The organism is Paenibacillus sp. 598K, from assembly GCF_003851045.1.
GTDB lineage: Bacteria > Bacillota > Bacilli > Paenibacillales > Paenibacillaceae > Paenibacillus_D.
Window position 1 is genome coordinate 65015 of the sequence record NZ_BFBX01000130.1, and the last position, 19808, is coordinate 84822.

18 protein-coding genes and 1 pseudogene are annotated in these 19808 nt (G+C 60.8%); 17 read left to right on the plus strand and 2 right to left on the minus strand.

Translation table 11 applies throughout. The features are described 5' to 3' along the window. Window positions 1-30: 30 nt before the first annotated feature. From PA598K_RS29975 to PA598K_RS30015, 10 genes and pseudogenes are all read left to right on the plus strand, one after another. Window positions 31-726, plus strand: a complete 696-nt coding sequence (locus PA598K_RS29975) for an SAM-dependent methyltransferase (protein WP_128660459.1) — start codon at window positions 31-33, stop codon at window positions 724-726. Window positions 727-966: 240 nt separating this feature from the next. After that, entirely contained in the window at window positions 967-1563 is a 597-nt protein-coding gene (locus PA598K_RS29980) for a histidine phosphatase family protein (RefSeq protein WP_128660460.1), read from the plus strand. Window positions 1564-1605: 42 nt separating this feature from the next. After that, window positions 1606-2244, plus strand: coding sequence for a M24 family metallopeptidase (locus tag PA598K_RS29985; RefSeq protein WP_128660461.1), 639 nt, complete (start codon window positions 1606-1608; stop codon window positions 2242-2244). After that, a complete protein-coding gene (locus tag PA598K_RS29990; protein ID WP_128660462.1) occupies window positions 2241-2930 on the plus strand; it encodes an HAD family hydrolase in 690 nt (229 codons plus the stop codon). The genes PA598K_RS29985 and PA598K_RS29990 overlap by 4 nt, the downstream gene beginning before the upstream one ends. An 11-nt stretch (window positions 2931-2941) precedes the next feature. Next, window positions 2942-3022: pseudogene (locus tag PA598K_RS38370) on the plus strand (serine/threonine protein phosphatase); the annotation flags it as partial. A gap of 58 nt (window positions 3023-3080) precedes the next feature. Then, window positions 3081-3650: a serine/threonine protein phosphatase gene (locus PA598K_RS29995; RefSeq protein ID WP_260405687.1), complete on the plus strand. Its 570-nt coding sequence runs from the start codon at window positions 3081-3083 to the stop codon at window positions 3648-3650. Between the two features lie 3 nt (window positions 3651-3653). After that, the gene (locus PA598K_RS30000) at window positions 3654-4067 is read left to right on the plus strand and encodes a 3-hydroxyacyl-ACP dehydratase FabZ family protein (protein ID WP_128660463.1); all 414 of its coding nucleotides are present in this window, start codon (window positions 3654-3656) and stop codon (window positions 4065-4067) included. Between the two features lie 343 nt (window positions 4068-4410). Further along, complete coding sequence (locus PA598K_RS30005) at window positions 4411-5862, plus strand: RtcB family protein (RefSeq protein ID WP_128660464.1); 1452 nt, start codon at window positions 4411-4413, stop codon at window positions 5860-5862. Window positions 5863-5951: 89 nt separating this feature from the next. Further along, window positions 5952-6707, plus strand: a complete 756-nt coding sequence (locus PA598K_RS30010) for a phosphotransferase family protein (protein ID WP_128660465.1) — start codon at window positions 5952-5954, stop codon at window positions 6705-6707. Continuing rightward, window positions 6704-7108: an MmcQ/YjbR family DNA-binding protein gene (locus PA598K_RS30015; RefSeq protein WP_260405683.1), complete on the plus strand. Its 405-nt coding sequence runs from the start codon at window positions 6704-6706 to the stop codon at window positions 7106-7108. The genes PA598K_RS30010 and PA598K_RS30015 overlap by 4 nt, the downstream gene beginning before the upstream one ends. A 60-nt stretch (window positions 7109-7168) precedes the next feature. Here the strand turns inward: PA598K_RS30015 and PA598K_RS30020 are convergent, their stop codons facing one another. Together PA598K_RS30020 and PA598K_RS30025 are read right to left on the minus strand one after the other, a co-directional pair. Continuing rightward, a complete protein-coding gene (locus PA598K_RS30020; RefSeq protein WP_260405684.1) occupies window positions 7169-7927 on the minus strand; it encodes a GNAT family N-acetyltransferase in 759 nt (252 codons plus the stop codon). Window positions 7928-8476: 549 nt separating this feature from the next. Continuing rightward, on the minus strand, window positions 8477-9304 hold the full coding sequence (locus PA598K_RS30025; RefSeq protein WP_128660466.1) for an SDR family NAD(P)-dependent oxidoreductase: 828 nt from the start codon (window positions 9302-9304) through the stop codon (window positions 8477-8479). A 175-nt stretch (window positions 9305-9479) separates the two neighbouring features. Between PA598K_RS30025 and PA598K_RS30030 the strand changes: the two genes are divergently transcribed. The 7 genes from PA598K_RS30030 (at window position 9480) to PA598K_RS30060 (ending at window position 19521) form a co-directional block, all read left to right on the plus strand. Further along, the gene (locus tag PA598K_RS30030) at window positions 9480-10187 is read left to right on the plus strand and encodes a metallophosphoesterase (protein WP_128660467.1); all 708 of its coding nucleotides are present in this window, start codon (window positions 9480-9482) and stop codon (window positions 10185-10187) included. 383 nt (window positions 10188-10570) lie between these two features. After that, window positions 10571-15664: a rhamnogalacturonan lyase family protein gene (locus PA598K_RS30035; RefSeq protein ID WP_128660468.1), complete on the plus strand. Its 5094-nt coding sequence runs from the start codon at window positions 10571-10573 to the stop codon at window positions 15662-15664. Window positions 15665-15795: 131 nt separating this feature from the next. Further along, window positions 15796-16353, plus strand: coding sequence for a sigma-70 family RNA polymerase sigma factor (locus PA598K_RS30040; protein ID WP_128660481.1), 558 nt, complete (start codon window positions 15796-15798; stop codon window positions 16351-16353). After that, window positions 16340-17263, plus strand: coding sequence for a hypothetical protein (locus tag PA598K_RS30045; protein WP_128660469.1), 924 nt, complete (start codon window positions 16340-16342; stop codon window positions 17261-17263). The genes PA598K_RS30040 and PA598K_RS30045 overlap by 14 nt, the downstream gene beginning before the upstream one ends. A gap of 297 nt (window positions 17264-17560) precedes the next feature. Next, complete coding sequence (locus PA598K_RS30050; protein ID WP_128660470.1) at window positions 17561-18385, plus strand: GNAT family N-acetyltransferase; 825 nt, start codon at window positions 17561-17563, stop codon at window positions 18383-18385. Between the two features lie 2 nt (window positions 18386-18387). Continuing rightward, on the plus strand, window positions 18388-18696 hold the full coding sequence (locus PA598K_RS39105; RefSeq protein WP_128660471.1) for a hypothetical protein: 309 nt from the start codon (window positions 18388-18390) through the stop codon (window positions 18694-18696). Between the two features lie 21 nt (window positions 18697-18717). Further along, window positions 18718-19521, plus strand: a complete 804-nt coding sequence (locus PA598K_RS30060) for a PPK2 family polyphosphate kinase (RefSeq protein ID WP_128660472.1) — start codon at window positions 18718-18720, stop codon at window positions 19519-19521. Window positions 19522-19808: the final 287 nt, after the last annotated feature.

Consider the following 19808-nt stretch of genomic DNA (forward strand, 5'->3'; position numbering starts at 1 on the left):
CACAATACTTGTTGCTATGGAGGTATTTTATTGACAAGTACCAACGGCTTTGAGCTGGAGCGAATTGTTTTCATTGGCCGTACAGAAGAGGAATATATGGCCATGTTTAATCTGACCGAGGCTGAGATTCGTCAGAGCAAACTGCTGGACTGTCCTGCAGGCGCGTGCTCGTTTACAGCCTATGCTCATCGCATCGGTAGCGATGCGACAGCAGCGGACATCGCTTATGCCTTCGGGGCGGAGGAATTGCGAGTCAAGGGGCTCCAGGATGTGACGCATGCCATGCAGCAAGTAGCTGCGGCGCAGGAAAGCTTCGTCTGGCGCTACTTTGACTCGGTGGCCTCGCTGGAGGCAAGCAGACTCAGGGCGCTGGAGGAGAACACTGCAGATCGGCTGCTGCACCCATCGCGCTACGTGCAGGCTGTGCTCCCACAGCTGCCCTTCGAGGATGGGGAGTTCGACCTGACCTTGTCCGCACATCTGCTGTTCACCTACTCCGAGCGGCTGGACCTGGACTTCCATCGAGCGACGATCCTTGAGCTGATGCGGGTGACGAGCCGCGAGATTCGAGTGTTCCCGCTCGTAGATCATCAGGGAGCCCAGTCTGCGCATCTTGAGGCGATCTTGCAGTTGATCGAAGAGCAACAATGGCAGTCTGAGGTGGTCGCCTCGGCTTACGAATTCCAGCGCGGAGCCGATAGCTACTTACGGATCTATCGGCCTTAGCAGCATTACAGAGCATCCCTCGCCTGCCAAGTCCCGTATCGATACAATGGCTGTCATCGATACGGGACTTTTTGCGATGCGATGGATGTCGACCCGGGTGGTCCAAGGGTGTTGATGGTTGCCCGTTGTCGGGAGGGATCCTCCCGGCTCGGCGCAGCATGTGGTATAATCCCAATATGTGTAAGACAGTGCTCCAGGATACGTCTGTTCTACTCGAACTAATGGGAGGCGGGATTCGTTATGAAGCTACTGTTTATCCGGCATGGGCAAGGCGAGCATAACTTGCCTGTGCCCGATCGGCTCGAGCTGATCCATCCTAGGCTGACGGCGCGCGGACAAGCGCAGGTGGATCGGCTGCGCGAGCGAATACAGGTCACCTCGCAGGATCTGCTGCTCGTCAGCCCGACTGTGCGCACGATCGAGACGGCGCTTATCTTGACCGCGGAGATCAAGGATGCGGCGCTGCTGACGACGCCGCTCGTCGGCCCGCGGATGTATCCGCCGCCAGATAGTCCCTCAGCGCCAGCCAGGCAACCGTTCGGATGCGATCGCATCCTGAGCCGCGAGGAGCTCGGCGACGCTTATCCGATGCTGACCGTCCTGACCGACGAGCCGTCCGCTTGCTGGGAGGAGAGCATCAACACGATGGCGTCGGATGAGTTCGCCGCGCGTGCGGAGCGATTGATACATGCCCTCCGTCTGCTCGATTTCCCAAGGACGCTGTTCATCAGCCACGACGGTACGATCAATGGATATCGCGAGCTGTTGGGAGAGACGGGACTGTCGCGCGACGACTTCCTCGGCGAAGCCGGCGTGTGGGAGCGCGAGCTGGCATAATGGAGGACGGGACTGGGCTTGGAGGGACAAGGGGGAACAGATATGAATGCGCAGGAAGTCGCGATGGAGGCATGCAGACGCTCCAAGGCGTGGTTGAAGCCTGGGATCTCGGAGCGGGCATTTGCTGACATCTGCGAAGCCGTCATGCGCGAGCTGGGAGCCGACGATTTTTGGTACCCGATGCTCGTTAATTTTGGCGCGAATACGGTCTATTGCACGCGAGGCGGACACCTGCCAGCCGACGATGTGTATCTGCAGGAGACAGACATCGTGCTGGTCGACTACAGTCCGCTGGTGGATGGACGGTGGGGCGATTATTCGGAGACGATCCTGGTCGGCACGGCTCCCGACCCTGCTTGGGAGCGTCTAGTGGCAGATGCCCGGGATATTTTTGCCCAGACCTATGCTTATGCCGCCCGGGCGAGCACAATCGGCGAGCTGTTCGACTATTGCGAGTCGTTGATCCGGGAGCGCGGGTACGCGCTGCTGGACCCGGGCGGCAACATCGGCCACTCGATTGAGGACGGACAGCGGCAGGCGTTGCGGACCTACCTTAGCCCTGTGCATGCGAGCGAGCCGCTGGCTGGCAAGAGATGGGCGATCGAGCCTCATATCGGCAAGGACGGCTACGGGGCCAAGTTTGAGAATGTGATCTACATACCGGGGGAGGCGCAGCGATGAAACCGCAAGCCATTCTATTTGACCTGGACAATACGCTGCTGGATCGGACAAGGACCTTTCGAGCGTTTGTCGATCGGCTGGTCGAGACCTACCTTGGCCATCTCGCGCCTGCCGAGGAGATCTGCGCGATGATCGTCGAGCGGGATCGCGACGGCTACAAGGACAAGGATGAGCTGTTCGCCGAACTGGTCGAGGAGCTGCCGTGGCAGCGACGGCCCGAGGCTGCCGAGCTGATGGCATTTTACCTGGAGCAATATGTGAGAGAGGCTGTCCTGATGCCGGAAGCGCGCGAGACGCTGGCGCTGGCGCGATCGCTCGGCTGCAAGCTCGCGCTCATCACCAATGGCAAGACGGCTGTGCAGTATGGCAAGCTCGATCGGCTCGGCATCCGGGACGCTTTTGACGCGACGCTCGTCTCCGAGGAAGCGGGTGTCAGGAAGCCGGACCCGGCGATCTTCGAGATGGCGTTGAGACGGCTCGACGTCACGGCCCAAGACTGTCTGTTCGTCGGCGATCATCCGGTTAATGATATCGCGGCCGCTGCGGAGCTGGGGATGCGGACGATCTGGCTCAAGGTCAATCAGCCGTGGCCCGAGGAGTTGAGGGTGGCGCCAGATCTGACGATCCATCGCCTGGGCGAGCTGCTGGATTGGCTGGATACACCGGAGACAGGGGGAAGTGAATGAACAGAACACTGATGATTAGCGACATCCACGGCTGCGTCGAGGCGCTCCGGCTCCTGCTCGAGCAGATGCGGTATGTGCCAGGTGTAGATACGTTGCTGCTACTCGGCGATTATGTCGACCGGGGACCGCAGAGCCGGGAGACGGTCGACTATGATGGAGCTGTCGCGTCAGCCTCGCTGCATCGCCCTGCGCGGCAATCACGATCAGCGACTGGTCGATCTGGTACGCGGCGCGGACGGGACGGTGGCCGAGCGATTCCTGACCCATGGCGGCGCGCAGACAGTGCAGAGCTATTGCGGCGTGAGCGCCGAGCAGGTGGATGCCGACATGGTAGCCCGGGCGAGAGGCGAGATCGGCAGCCGGTACGGACATCATATCGAGTTTCTTGCCTCGCTGCCGCTCTATCATGAGGACGATTGCCATCTATTCGTCCACGCCGGGATCAACCCGGCTTACGAGGACTGGCGGGAGCAGCCGGAGCATGACTTCATGTATATCAAGGCGCCGTTCCACCAGGCTGCGCCGCTCCCGGACAAGACGGTCATATTCGGCCATACCCGTACGGTCGAGCTGCATGGCTCGGCTGACGTCTGGTTCGGCGACGGCAAAATCGGCATCGACGGCGGCTGCGCCTACGGTCAGCAGTTGAACGGTCTGATCTACGAGGCCGGCAGCTATCGGACGCTGTCTGTAGCTAATCCGATCCATAGAGGAGAATGACACATGAACGAGATCACTAAGGTGCTGCCGCACCGCTATCCCTTCCTGATGGTGGACGGGATCGATGAGCTGGAGCCGGGACGCCGGGTGAAGGGCTACAAGCTGGTCAGCGCGAGCGAATGGTATATGAGCGCGCACGCGCCGCAAATGCCGAGCACGATGATTATCGAGGCGTTAGCTCAATTGGGCGCATTCACCGCTATTCAGGGGGAGGGCGGGATCGGCTTCCTGTCCTCGCTGAAGGGCGTCGAGGTTCTGAGCGAGGCTGTCCCCGGAGATCGCCTCGAGCTGGAGTACGAGGTGACCAAGACGAAGCGCGGATTCGTGCTGGGGCGTGCCAAAGCCTCGGTCTGTGGGCGGGTTGTGGTGAGGGCGGACGAGATCATGATCTACATCCAGCCGGGGAGCGAAGGGTAGGAACGGGGGAGACGCGGCGTCTGGCAAGCGCAGGTTTCCATTAATAGGGTTGACAAAGTGGCAGGCGAGGCAGTATAGTTGGAGCTATCATTCAGTGAAGGGAGGCCGATGGGTCATGGCGGATATTCAGATCAACGCACTAATTGCATACACCACACACGATTCCATCGGTCTCGATCGGACAACATGATGCGCGGTTGACGCGCGTCAGCGGCTGTAGCTTCAGCAGGGCACAGAGGCGCCCTTGTCTGTGCGCAGCCATTTTCCCGAGAAGTCATGGATCGTCGATCCATGGCTTTTTTGTGTTTTTTTGTAATTACATCTAGAAAGGAATATATAGTCTATGGGAACATTACATCCTCTTTCGGGCGAGCAGGCCCGATATGAACACGAGGTCGAGCTGCCAGGCGGTCGCCTGCGCGTCTACGCCAGCGAGCAGCAGTTCGCAACCCTCGATTACAAGGTACTGGAGATGGCGGACAATAACCTCCATATCCCGAACATTCGCTATATGAGCTATACACCGGATGTCCATGTCGGCGTCGGTACGTGTATCGGCACGACAGCGGTCTGGAGCGAGAAGGGCGGCTATGTGTCGCCGTCGATCGTCGGCAGCGACATCGGCTGCGGTATGCGCGTCCATCTGACGCCGCTGCACAAGCGCGACCTGCAGGACGTCGAGCTGCGCCGCAAGCTGGTGCGCAAGATCGAGCGTCATCTGCCGATGGAGGCGCATGCGCGAGGCGCGTTCTCCGACATTCGTCTGGAGCATATCGTACGTAAGGGGCTGCACGGTCTGCCAGGCAAATACTTGCCCGACAGCTACACGCCGCGCAAGTCGACGGCGCTCTCGCATGTGGAGAGCAGCCGCTTCGCCTTCGATGAGAGCGTCCTGGACGACATCCCCGATGCAACCTGGCATCGGTCGCACCGGCAGCTCGGCACCTTGGGCGGCGGCAATCACTTCGCGGAGATTCAGACGATCGAGATCGATGAGGCGCAGCGAGCGACCGCTGAGGCATGGGGGCTGTTCGACGGCCAGGTCATCGTCATGATCCACTCCGGCTCGCGCGCCTGGGGCGGCGCGGTCAGCCAGAGCGCCACAGCCGGCTTCGGCCGGGCGATGCGGGAGCTTGGTCTGGGCACTGCTGACCCGCGCCTGCTGTTCGCGCCGCTCGACCATCCCGAGGGACAACGTTATCTGCATCTGATGTATTCGGCGCTGAACTATGCGGTCGTCAACCGCCATCTGATCGCCTATGCGATCCGCGAAGCGTTCCGCGACGTGTTCGGCACCAAGTGCGAGCTGCCGACGCTCTACGATCTGATGCACAACTATGCCTGGAGCGAGCAGCATGACGGACTGGGCGAGCTGTTCGTCCATCGCAAGGGGACGACCCGAGCGTTGCCGGCTGGGCATCCCGACAATCCGAAGCCTTACCGCAGCACCGGTCATCCGGCGCTCATCCCGGGCTCGATGGGCACGGCTTCGTATCTGATGGTCGGCCTGCCGGGCGGAGCGGACAATTATTACTCCATCTGCCACGGAGCTGGTCGGGTCCGCTCGCGGTCTGCGACCAAACGGCTCGTAACGGTCGAAGAGTTCGCAGGCGCGATGAAGATCGGCACGCCCGAGGAGATCGTCGTCAATCATCATTCGCTGGAGTCGATCCTCGACGAATCGCCGCAAGCGTACAAAAACGTAGACGAGATCATCGACAGCGTCACCGGCGCCGGTCTGGCGGCCGTGGTCGCCAAATGCAAACCGCTGGCTGCCATCAAGGGATCGAAATAAGCTATAATAGAAGCAGCTAGTTACGATCGTTGCAGAAAAAGCGAGGAAGCGCAGTCGCGCTTCCTCGCTTATCCCTGGGAGGGCTACATATGGAGGAAAAGAAGCTGCAAGAGCTGCGAAGCATCGGCGAGGGGAATACCGCAGTCGTCTATGCCTGGGAAGAGAGGAAGGCGCTCAAGCTGTTCCGGGAGGGCTACGATGAAGACGCGGTGGCTCGCGAATACGACAATGCTCTGGCGATCCGGGACTTGGACTTCCCGAAGCCAATCGTCTATGAACGGGTAGTGCTCGAGGAACGCAATGGCATCGTGTATGAGCGCACCGAGGGCGAATCGCTGCTCGATTGGGTCATGCGCACGGGCGATCTGGCAGGCTGCGCGGAGCAGATGGCGACCGTGCATCGAGCGTTGCTGGAGCAGCGCGTGTCGGGCGTGGCGGACTGCAAGGATTTCCTGCGCTGGGCGATCGGGCGAGCCGAATCGGTGGACGAGGCTGATCGAGAGGCTGCGCTCGCGCGAGTGGATCGCTTGGCGGATGGCGACACGCTGTGCCACGGCGACCTGCATCCGGCCAATATTTTGCTGACCGAGCGGGGGCCGGTTATCATCGACTTTATGAATATTTGCCACGGCGATCGCCGCTACGATATCGCGCGTTCGGTCTATCTGATGCAATACACGCCAGTGCCCGAAGGGGCGGGAGATCGCGAGTCGGTCTTGCGGATGAGGGAGCAGTTGACCGATCTGTACCTGGAGCGGATGGGCGTGACGCGGGATGAGCTGGCCGACTACTTCGCGATCATCCGCATCGCGCGAGCCGGGGAGAATCCGGAGGAATTCCAATGAGAAACGGGCATCCGAATAGCGGGGGATTAGATATCGGCGGATTGGATACCCGGCAGTTGATGCGCGAGGGACTGTCTCGGCCAGGAACGGCGCTTCGCTACCCGTTTGACCCCGACATCCCCGTACTGTTCGTCGGCAGTAAGATGTTTGCCTTGTTCGGCGTTCATGAGGGAGTAGAGCGTGTCAATCTGAAGACGCAGCCAGAGGAAGCCTGGTTGCAGCGGGAGACCTATCCGGGCGCCGTCATTCCGGGTTATCACATGAACAAAAAACACTGGAACACCGTGCTCCTCAACGGGCGCGTGCCCAATGACGTCATCCTGACGATGCTGGAGGAGTCGTATCAGCTCGTATGGGCAAAGCTGACCCGGGCAGCACGCGAAGCGATCAACGGTGCATAGCCGACACCCTTCAAGCCGTCACGCCGTGTGTTGGGTAGCTTCGGATGGGAGTAACGGCAATCAGTGGCTCGCGCGAGCCGTCGAGTCGTTGATCCGGTACCAGTACCGATACACTTCGCTGTAACCCAGCTTGGCGTAGAGCCGCATCGCAGGCGCGTTCGAGAGGACGACAGCCAGGCAACTGCGGCTCGCGCCTGGGCTGCGGCCCCAATGCAGCAGTTGCAACAGCATCTGCTCCCCGAGACCTCGCCCCCGCAAGGCTTGATCAATAACCACGTTGTACAGTCCGACGTACGCCCCATCCACGACGCCTAACCCGCATCCCGCCACCTGACCTCCGGCAATGATAGATACATAACCGCTCTGCGCCACAATCCGCTGCAGCATCTGAGACAAGGTCGGATGATGTCTTGGATCAACATGTGATAATCGGCAGAAGTGTGCGATCCACGCGCTGGACAACGGCTCGATCTTCGCTCGGACGGCAGGATCGGGAGACGGCAGCGCATCCAGCTCAAGCATCTGCACGCTCGTCTCTTCGGCGAACCGGTAGCCTCGTTGGCTTAGCTCGTCGTCCAGCGGCATCGGTTTTGTATAGGGCGAGAGCTTGAATACGGTTGCCAGCCCTTGGCTGCGGTACATGTCTTCACATGCGTCTAGCTTCGTCGCGATCGGCAGCGAGGAGTCGTAGAGCGGCTGGATGGAGTTGGCGCGTTTCGTATACCCGTCAGCAAAGCGCAACACCCAGCCGTCATACAGCACGGTGGATAGTGGCTGCCAATGGTTAAGGGAGAGCTCTTCGATTTCTTTGAAGGACAAGATCAGCACGCCTTTCAAGGGTGGAGTTAGAAAGTGAGTTTGAACAAGATAAGATTGAATTAATATACAATATTATGAATTATAATTCAATGGTGTTTAGAGAATTAATCAATCGATTACGGGATGTAGGGTACGCCGAGCCGCTCGAATAAACGTGCGGGTGCCCTTGGTTCGGGATGTGTGTGGGGAAAACGGGTTAGAGCGGGTTGGAGCGAGGGGTGTCGGGGGGAAGATGTGTGCGAAAAATGAAAAATCGCATAAGTTTTGGGTAAGCTGTCCTCGGGACCCCGAGATGTGCGAAAAATCGCATAAGTTCTGGGTAAACTGCCCTCATGGCTCCGAGATGTGCGAAAAATCGCACAAGTTCTGGGTAAACTGCCCTCATGGCTCCGAGATGTGCGAAAAATCGCATAAGTTCTGGGTAAACTGCCCTCGTGGCCCCGAGATGTGCGAAAAATCGCACAAAAATCGGCCTCTGTTTGGGTATCGGATGCAGAAGCGGTACATGCCCGGCGGTGCGCACCCGGCACGAGGCGCGTCCGGCACAGGCTACTGCTCAGGCTTCGGCTCGTACACCTGCCCCCATCCATAGCCGGCTGCCTCTGATGTGTCCTCAGGCATACCGGGCAAGATGAGGCCGCCGTCGACGCGCAGATTGATGCCGGTAATGTAGGAGGCTTGCGGCGAAGCGAGCCAGGCGATCGCCTCGCCGATATCGGACGGCGTGCCCATCCGGCCGAGCGGGATCTTGCGTCCGAGCGGCTCGGCGTAGGCGTCCTGATCGAGGTTGTGCACGGTCGCACCCGGGCCGACGCAGTTGACCCGGATGCCGTGCGGCGCCCACTCCAGCGCGAGGGAGCCGCAGGAGCGGATGAGCGCCGCCTTCATGCCGCCGTAGATGCTGTCCCCGGGGTAGGCCCGCTCGCCGCGCGAGGAGGTGATGAACAGGATACTGCCTGCGATCTCCTGCTCGATCATCGCGGCGGCGGCGTGCTTGGCGACCAGCATCGGCCCGGTATAGTCCAGGTGGATGACAGAGGCGATCGCCTCGGCGGACATGTCGAGCAGCGGCCGATTGTCGCCACCCCCGGCATTGTTGACGACGAGATCGAGACGACCGCAAGCTTCTACCGTCTCGGCGACGATGCGCTGCGCGTCCTCCGGCTTGGTCAGATCGCACTGCAGGACGATTGGCTGCGCGCCGTACGTATGCCGCATATCCTGGGCGAATGTCTCGATGCCGTCGACGCTGCTATGATAGGTGAGCGCCAGACGATATCCCTTCTGCGCCAGCACGCTGGCGATGCCTCGACCGATACCCTGACCGGCCCCTGTGACGAGCGCGACTCTGCTTTTCTGCGTTAGCGAAGCGTCCATGCTTCCAGCTCCCTTCGAATACGTTTCTTAACCATCTTCCTACATTACCCTTTTTGACCATTCATTACTCGTCGGGGACCGTGGTACAATGAAGATTCGAGTGATTGGGACATCCACAAGATGATGCACCGGCGAGCAGCCGGTATAATCCGTACATCGGGCAAGGAGCGACGGGATGAGGAAATTATTTATAACGGATATTCATGGCGAGCATTGCGGGTTGATGAAGCTGCTGGAGCATGCGCGCTATGAGCCGTCAGTCGATGCACTGGTCGTCGGCGGCGACATGGTAAGTCGAGGACCGGCGAGCGGCCAGGTGCTCCGGGAGATTCACGCGCTGGCGACTGCTCATCCTGAACGGGTGACGGCGTTGACCGGCAATCATGAGGAGATGATGAGCTGGCATTTCGACGGCCGCTCCGAGATGTGGCTAGACCACGCCGGCAAGCATACGCTGTCTGAGCTGCGCAAGACGTATCGTCGCGAGTCGGAGCTGCGGGCATGTCTCGACTGGATCGCAGCGCTGCCGCTCGTATACGAAGATGACGAGTATGTGTATACGCATGCGGGACTGGTGCCGTATGACGCGCTGGAGTCACAGGATCGGGAGATCCTGTGGATGTCGGAGCAGGACTTCTATGCGTATCCGGCGGAGCTGATCCTGAATGCGACGCAAGGCAAGCCGGTGATCCATGGGCATACGCCGTGCGAGTTTATCGTGCGAGATCGCGCTCGTATCAATTGCGACCTCGGCGCGCACACCTATGCGATCATGGAGTCGCGGGCGTTGGCGCTCGTCGATCTGACGCAGCAGCTCTATTACGTGTATCATCTGGAGACCGGCCAGATCACGGAGCGTAGGCTGCCACGCGCCGCCAAGTGATCGATTCTCCATTCCTGCCTGAGCGGGCCCTCTTGGCAAAAGAGTACCACCGAATCCCTGCGAAGACCATCGTGCCCGCCTTCCATGAAATGCAAAAGGTTGGAATAGACGCTCCGGCACCTGCCCGGTACAGTAAGCTTGATGCATGGCCGACTGATGCCGTCTGCTCAAGTAAGGGACATCGCATAATAGCGGCTCAGCGGCACACAAGCTCTACCAACCTTGCAAAGGAGTGAGCGTATCGCATGATAGCTGGTCGTGGAAAGAGAAAGCGTGGAGGAAAAGGAGCGCGCAGGAAGGTTGTATCGGCGGGGCTGGTCCTTGCCCTAATCGTGTCGCAGATCGGGTGGGGGGCTGCAGCAGCGGGCGAAGAGGCTGTCGGCATGGAGACAAAGCTCGAAACTTCGGGCAACGAGTTTGGCGATTCGAATAATGGAAACGGAGCCTCGGGCAGCGAGATAGGCGGCATGGGGGATTCCGGCATCACGACTAGCGCTGCCGGTACATCGGCAGATACCGGACAGCTAAGTCTGTTGGAGCAGCTAGACTTCGAGCAGGATACAGGAGGGTTCGTCGCCGGCAATGCGGCGGTGACGATGGAGAACGGAGTGCTCAAGGTGACCGGCTCGGGCTCGGGCAGCCGCTCGGCGGCGAAGACATTCAGCCCCGCGCTCGACACGGAGGAGGCGGTGTTCGCCCTGGACTGGCGGCCGGAGGATGTGAGCACCGCCGCCAACTCGAGCGAGCTGCTCTGGGTGGACATTGATGACAAGCCGGTGTTCCGCATCGTCAAGGGGGGCGGCGCAAGCGGCGGCATCCTGTATGGCGCGGGCTCGTCCGGCACAGATTTGAGTGCGCTTACATCGGCGATGGACTCTCATCAGGCGACAGAGTGGCTGCGGCTGGAGGTCGCCTTTGACTTCGCGACGGAGCAGGCGGCGCTGCGTATCCGGGAGAGAGACAGCGGCCAGCTGCTCGCGGACAGCGGTCCGATCAGTCTGCTGTCCATCGATTATACCCCGCAGCTCAAGGCGCTCCGCACCGTCGGCAATCGTGCGAGCGGGCAGACGCTCGGCTTCGTCATGCATCTCGACAACTATACGCTGCACGCCTCGGCCGAACCGGCGCCGGAGCAGCAGCCTCGCACGGTGACGGAGATCGTCACGCCGTATGCGGTCAGCCTTACGATCGGCGCGGGCGCTTCATTGGCTGATGTCGTGTCGATCCTGCCACAGACGGTCGAGATCCGGCTCAGCAACGGGGCGCTGCGCACAGGCATCCCGCTCCTCTGGCAGAGCGAAGACTATGATGGCGCAACTGAGGGCGTCTACACGCTCACGGGCGAGCTCGATCTGTCGGGGCTCTCTCAGGTGCTTAACCCCGATGCGGTGACTGCCGAGGTGACGGTGACGGTCGCCGCAGCAGGAGGCGCGCCCTCATTGCCAGGCTACGAGACGAAGGCCTATACCGATTTTGGCGATCAGATGCCGCTGTTGCCGGCGTTCTGGGGCTTCTCTACGGCCAATGCTACGCTGGCTTTGCATACGGCCGAGCTGGCTGGCAATGCGACATCGAAGCTGCATTTCAACATTACCAATCAATCCGGCGGCCGTGTCGCCACCAAGCGCTTCGCCGAGCCGTACATCGGCGAGTCGGTCGTGCTCGTGCTGGACTGGTATCCCGGCAAGGTGAACAACAAAGGCTCGCATCCGAACGAGAACGGCGGCGAGCTGCAGATTACCAATGAGAGCAATCAGCCGATCCTGACGCTTAATCATACGAATAACGCTCCGCTCTCGTATTATGCGGGTCTCGGCTCCGGCCGGGCGACGCTGCCGATCACGCAGGCGGAGGCGTGGTACCGGACGACGATTACCTTCGACTATGTCGAGCAGGAGATCCGGCTCCATCTGGCGAACGAGGCGCTGGCAGTGGATGAGACGCGGACGCTGTCGATGGCTCCGCTCGTCATGGACACCAAGATCGGCGGCATTCGGCTGGCCGGTGTCCGTACCGCAGGCAATAATCTGACCTGGGACACGTACCTGGACAACATCGCGCTCTATGTCGCGCCTCTGCCGGAGCATGCGATCACACTTGTGCCGACGCTGCCTTATCATCGCATCTATGTCAGCGAAGCCTCGGACGATCTCGCAGAGCTGGGACTGCCGGAGCAGGTGACGGCGACGCTGGCGGACGGCTCGGTGGCTGAGGTGCCGGTCGCCGCATGGGAGCCGACTGAGGGGTGGGACCCGGACGTCTCTGGCGTCTATACCTTCCGAGGAAAGCTGGATATCGGCGATCGTTGGGTCAATCCGTTCGATGTCACAGCGCTGCTGTACGTCTACAACCGGCATGACCCGCCCGCTACTCCGCGGAATACAGAGTGGCTGGACCGCAGCGTGGTGGCGCTCTCGTCGGACGACGGCATCTTCGTCAGTTGGCGGCTGCTGGCGGACGAGTATGAGGCGGGCGCGAGCTTTAACCTGTATCGCAATGGCGTCAAGCTCAACAGTGTGCCGCTGCTCGTGACCAACTATACCGATGCGGCCGGATCGCCTGGAGACCGCTATACGATCGAGACGCTGCGCGGCGGCGCGGCGACGATGGACGGCTCGGCGACCGCGCAGGCGACGGACTATCTGTCGATTCCGCTCCAGCAGCCGGAGGGCGGCGTCACGGCTACGGGACCGTATACGTATCATGCCAACGACGCCAGCGTCGGCGATCTGGACGGCGATGGCGAGTACGAGATTATCGTCAAGTGGTATCCGTCCAATGCGATCGACAGCTCGCAGTCGGGCATGACCGGACCGACGATCTTCGATGCCTACAAGCTCGACGGCAGCTTGCTGTGGCGGATGAATATGGGCTTTAACCTGACCTCGGGCGCGCATTACCATCAGTTCATCGTCGCCGATCTCGACGGCGATGGACGCAGCGAGATGCTGATCAAGACGGCGGATGCGACGACGGTCTACGGCGTCACCGACGGCGTATACGACCCGGCCAAGGTGATCAGCGTCATCGGCAACCCGGAGGACGACGGGCGTTGGGTGAATGATGCCGGCAAGGTGTACGGCGGGCCGGAATATATCACCGTATTCGACGGATTAACCGGAGAGGCGATCGACACGGTGGACTATGCGTTTGCGCTCGGGGATGTCGCTTCCTGGGGCGACAGCTTCCACAACCGCTCGGACCGCTTCCTCGCCGGGCTCGCCTATCTCGACGGCGAGAAGCCGAGTGTCGTCTACGGGCGCGGCTATTATGAGCGGACCACCTACATCGCCTACTCGCTCGTTGACGGCAAGCTGGTCACGGAGTGGACCTTCGACTCGGCGGTGGAGGGACGGGGAGGTGGCCTGGGCTTCCACAGTCTGGCTACCGGAGATGTCGACAATGACGGGCGCGACGAGATCATTGCCGGCTCGCTGGTGCTGGACGACGACGGCACGATCCTCTATATGATGGACGGCGAGAAGGGCCGCGAGCGGGGCTCGCACGGCGATGCGATGCATGTCGGCGCCTTCGATCCCGACCGGGAGGGACTGCACTTCATCGGCGTCCACGAAGACCCGGCCGTGGCTTCGCTGGAGTACCATGACGGCGCAACGGGCGAGACGATCATGTCGTTTTACGGCTCGGTCGATGCAGGTCGCGGCTTGGCGGCCAACATCACATCGCGGCCAGGGTACGAGTTCTGGGGCACGGCGCCCGATGATGTGACGCGTGGCGGCGGCATCTACAATGTCCAGGGGGAGACGGTCGCAGACAGCTTCCGAAGCGCCGGATTACCCGTCAACTTCGCGCTCTATTGGGACGGCGACCTGCTGCACGAGCTGCTCGACAATACCTTAATTACGAAGTATAACGAAGCGACAGGACGGGCGGAGCTGCTGCGCGAGTTCGACGATGTGGTGAGCAACAATGGCACCAAGGCGACGCCGACGCTGCAGGCCGATATCCTCGGCGACTGGCGCGAGGAGGTCATCCTGCCGACGACGGACAGCTCGGAGCTCCGCATCTACAGCACGACGATCCCGACAGACTATCGTCTCTACACCTTGATGCACGATACGGTCTATCGGATGGGGATCGCGTGGCAAAATGTCGCCTATAACCAGCCGCCGCATCTCGGCTACTATCTGGGCGAGGACATCCGCGATACCGTGCTCGCCGGCGAGCTGCCTACGCCTGCGATCCGGTATACGAATGCGCCAGCTCCGGTCGAGCCGCCGCAACCGCCGCCGTATACGGGCGGACCGTGGTGGCCGCCTGTATCGGAACCGGCAGAGGAGCCAGTATCGCCTGAGCCTCAGCAGCCGGGAGATACAGACCTGGCGCTGACAGGCGAGCTGGAGGACGGCACGGTCCATGCCGCCGTTACGGCGCAGCAGTGGACTGCGCTGCTGGAGGCGCATGGCGGCGCTCGGAAGGGTCCGATCATCATCGCCGTATCGGCGGATGAGCCAGTGACCTCGGCGAACGCGTATGCGATCGAGCTGCCTGCTGCGATGCTGCAAGGGGAGCGCGGCGCGTATGAGGTGCGCATCCGCACCGGCGCCATCGACCTGACGCTGCCAGCCGATGTATTGCGAGGCTATGACTATACAGCAGCGGATAGGATCGTCCTGCATCTGGCGGTGTCCGAGACGGGAGGCGAGCGGACGGCGGAGATCGCGCTGGCGGTGAACGGCGAGGACATCCGCTGGCGCAATGCAGCTTCGCCGTTGACAGTGAGGCTTCCGCATACGCTCGCGCCTGCTCAGCATCCGGCATTCGTCGCAGTGTGGCATGTCGATGAACAGGGCAAACGCTCGATCCTGAGCGGCGGCCGTTACGATACAGAGATGGCTGCGATGGTGTTCCGGACCGCGCATCTGAGCACCTTCGTCATCGGATACAACTACCGCACCTTCGCCGACATCGCGGGCGTTGACTGGGCCAGACACGCGATCGAGGCGCTCGCCGCCAAAGGCATCGTCCAAGGTGTGAGCGCATCGGCTTATGCGCCTAGCGAGTCCATCACACGGGCCGACTTCGTCACGCTGCTCGTGCGTACGCTGGAGCTGCAGCCGCTGGAGGCCGGAGCTTCGGCTATGGCGGGAAGAGCGCCGTTCGTCGATGTTGCGGCGGATCGCTATTACTATGACGCGGTGACTGCCGCCTACGCGCTTGGCATCGTAGAGGGCGACGGCGCGAGATTCTACCCGTCGCAGACGATCACCCGTCAGGAGATGATCGTCATGACGGCGCGGGCGCTGCAGACGCTGGATCGTTTGCCGGATGTCGCCGGGACGACGCTGGCGGCCTTCGCCGACAGGGAGCAGATCGCGCCGTATGCCGAGCGCTCGGTCGCTCTGTTGGTCGAGGCTGGGGTCATCCTCGGCGCAGACGGCCGCCTGCATCCGCTGGCTCCGCTGACGCGGGCCGAAGCGGCGGTGCTGCTGCATCGGATTTACGAGCAAGGTTAACAAGTTCACCCCCGATTCGATGATTGATCGAATCGGGGGTTTTATTTCGCCCGGGCAACCGAAAATAAATGTTATGGCGGCGTAGCGGATTCGCTGTGCTGTCCGTCTAATAGGTTGGAGGTGGTTAAGTGATGAAGCCGGCCGGCTCAGATGAAAGAGAACGATACCCGGAAGACCCAGACCGGGCCTTGATGCAAATGATGGATGCGCATGGCAACGATGTGCTGCGCACCGCTTATTTTTATACCGGGGATCGGCACTTGGCCGAGGATATCAGCCAGGAGGTGTTCCTCCGCGCCTATCGCAGCTGGCGGGGGTTCAAAGGGCAGAGCAAGGTGCTCACCTGGCTGACGCGCATCACCCTCAACCTGTGCCGCGACAAGACGGCGCTCCGATCCGCCTCCGAGCAACCGACGGACCCGGGCATCTTGGCCCTCAATCGTACAGGCAGCGTAGAGGAAGAGGCGATGGCGCGCCTCGGACGCAGCGAGCTGCTGCAGCGGCTGGCGCGGCTGTCGCCGCCCTATCGCGAAGTGTTGTATCTCTACTATTACATGGAGTTCTCCACAACGGAGATCGCCGAGTCGACGGGGGTGCCGGAGGGCACCGTGCGCGGGCGTCTGCATCGGGCGCGCGAGCAGCTGGCCCAAGGGATGAACAAGGAGGTGCCTGAGGATGACAGACGATAACAAGTATGGCAAGACCGAAGATAGATGGCGAGACAATCGTGCGAACAGCTCCAGCGATTCGTATGAACCCGAGGACAACAACAATAGCGAACCGTATAATTCCGAGGATAACAGTAACGGTCCGCATGATCCAAAGGACAACTATAATGATCCGCGCGGTCCCGAGGACGAGCGACTCGGACGAGAGCTGCGGCAAGAGCTCGAAACGCATGTATTCCAAGGCGTCGAACTGGGCGCCGACCAAAAAAAGGAGTGGATGAACATGATCAAGCAACAAACGCAAGTCTCGCAAGCCCCACAAGCTCCGCAAGTCTCGCAAGCGCCCCAAACATCGGCAAGCTGGTGGACCGCCGGACGGAAGCGGCTCGTGACAGGAGCGGTAGCCGCCGCCTTGCTGCTCGGCATCGGCATCCCGCTGTTGCAGGATACGGGCACAGGCTTGCTGCCGGGGACGGATGTGACGCAGCCTGGCAGCACTGTAGAGCCGGGTCCTGGCAGCAGTGTGGGCGGCAGCCAGCTGTCGCAGCTTGTCACGGAGAACCCGGGCTCGCTGGAGGAGGCGGAGGCGAAGCTTGGCGCGCCGATCCGTCTCCCCGAGGGTATCCCTGCCGAGTATAAGCTGGTGGAGATCGCATCGAGCGGTTATCCTGGCGAAGCGGCCATCCGGGTACATTTCCAGTACGAGACAGCAGACGGCGGTTACCTGACCTTCAGCGTCGACAAGCAGGATGCGACGTTCCCGACAGATCTGTTCACTGACATTGATCTCGGCGGCGCGACAGGCCAGGTGTTTGCACAGCCAGCGCTGACGGAGCTGTACTGGAAGTTCGGCGAGCTCCAATATTCGCTCGTAGGCACGCTCACCGAGGCGCAGGCAGCGACTCTGGCCAGTTCGACGATCGAGGCCTGATGCGCCAACGGGAGATTGTTTTGAAAGAATATAAGCCGGATTGCTGGGAGCCTTGGGCTGCCCGCAATCTGGCTTTTCTATTTAGGCGCCGCTTCTCCAGTGCACTTTTGTTCCCTTGGACGAGCGCTTGGTCGGTGTTCGGGAAATCTCGGACGTTAGGGGCACATTGTCCGAGCACCGCGATTCACGAAACCTGAACTGTCCGCGAAACGTATAGCTAATCTATATCCCAACTGCTCACGTTATACGTTACAATAAGGACAAGCGTATCGGAACCTAATGAACGGAGGCAAGCCCATGGAGTCAATAACGTTGCCCTCGCGCGAGTCTATCGCTGCGGTCGAGGCGTCCGAGATGGACTATCAATGCGATCGGATGATCGCCATCCGCGAGCGGAGCGGCAATCCGGAGGGTGTGGAGATCAAGGCAGTCGGCGAAGCGGTATGCTTCTATAGCCGTACGATGCCCTGGCCGGGATTTAACACGGTCAAGGGAGCCGGCAATGCGGGAGCGGCTGCGATCGACGAGATTCTGGCGTTTTACCGCGAGAAGGAACGCAAGCCGCAATTCGAGATCGTGCCGGGGCTGGAGGAGCGGCAGACGCTGCATCATCTGGCGAAGCGAGGCTATTACGCCTCGGGCATGCATGCCTCGCTGACGATGGATCTCGCCGGCTGGGAGGCGCCGGAGCACCGGACGCCGCGGCTGCGGATCGAGAAGCTGCGCGAGAGCGAGATCGAGACGTATGCGGCGATTCATTGCCGAGCCTTTGGCCTGCCTGAGCAGGGCATTCCGGCTGTAGCGGCTAATAATCTGGTACTGCTCGGACGACCAGGATGGACGTTTTTTATCGCGTACGTCGAGGATCGTCCGGCTGCCGCTGCCGTGATGTACGTGAAGGATCGGACTGCATCGTTGACTTTCGCCGCCACTTTGCAGTCGTATCGCAAGACGGGCTTGCATGAACGGCTGCTGCAGCGTCGGTTTTTCGAGGCGAAGCGGCAGGGCTGCGATCGCGTCGTCGGACAGTGCGGCTTCCTCTCGGCGAGTCATCGGAGCATGGAGCGCGCCGGCATGCGGATCGCGTACCTGCGGTCATCTTGGACGGAGATGGAGGAGTAGGGATGAGCAATCGGAAGGTGGACAAGCGTGTCCTGGCAGAGTCTATCGGCATCGGTCTGGCGGCAGGAGCGGGCACTGTCGTCGGGACGCAGCTCGTCACGGGTATGATACAGACGGAGACTTACGTCCCGGATATCCTCCAGGCGTATGAGAGTGTGGATTATTTGCAGCACAAGGTGGCCTTTGGCGAAGTCAGCACCGGCCCCCCGTGGCCGCTCTACGCGGCAGGGGCGGCAGCAGCCATCGTGCTAGGCGCGGTCTATTATGGGGTAAGATGTAAGTATCGGCGTCAGTCTGAGCCGCGATCCTGAGGACAAGGGAGTGAATCGCGCATGAGCAAGTGGCAGTTGAAGGAGAAGTCCGACGTTAGCCTGGCCTCGATCCAGCCGGGGGATACGGGCTCGTTCAAAAACAAGCGGGAGACGATCAAGGAGGTTAACCGGCTTCGCGAGGAGCTGCAGGAGCTGCAGGAGAAGCTGGCGGCCCGTAGCGAGCAGGCGCTGCTGGTCGTCGTGCAGGGGATGGATTGCAGCGGCAAGGACGGCGTCATCCGCGAGGTGTTCTCCGGCGTCAACCCGCAGGGCATCGCCTCGCATAGCTTCAAGAAGCCGACCGAGGAGGAGCGGATGCATGATTTCCTCTGGCGGGTCCATCGTCATGTGCCGGAGCTGGGCATGATCGCCACGTTCAACCGTTCGCACTATGAAGAGGTGTTGGTCAATCGGGTGCATGGCCGCGTATCGGACGACGAGGCCCGGCGCAAGTTCGAGCAGATCAACCAGTTCGAGGCGCTGCTGACCGACAATGGCGTGACGATCGTCAAGATCTTCCTCCACATCTCGCCGGAGTTCCAGCTCAAGAAGCTGCGCAAACGGATCGAGAACCCGCGCAAGCACTGGAAGTTCGATCCGAGCGACATCGAGGAGCGGCAGCATTGGGATCGCTATCAGGCCTATTACGAGGAAGCGATGAGCGCCTGCAACGAGGCTGCGCCCTGGCATGTCGTGCCGGCAGACAACCGCTGGTACCGCGACTACGCGGTGCTGCGCATCACGGTGGAGGCGCTGCGCCGCATGAAGCTGAAGGACCCGGACCCGGTCGCGGGGCTGGAGAAGTATTTGGAGTTGTTAGAGTAGGGAAGTGCCGGTGCATGGATCGCGCGTACGATACACCCCGCGTAGGCATATTAAGCGGTCCATGCACGAGCTTAACTGCAAAAACACCTTTATTTGTAGCCCTAACCAGACTTAGGCTGGATATAACTGCAAAAGTGCAGTTGTTTTTGAGGAAAGGGCTCCTATCAGGCTATTCGGATGATATTAAGTGTACATTTGCATTTTTTTGTCGGTTTGAGTGCTGTTTAGCTGTAAATAAAGGTGTTTTTCAGGCTGTTGAAAAAGCACGGTTTCGAGCGTAGGAAAAC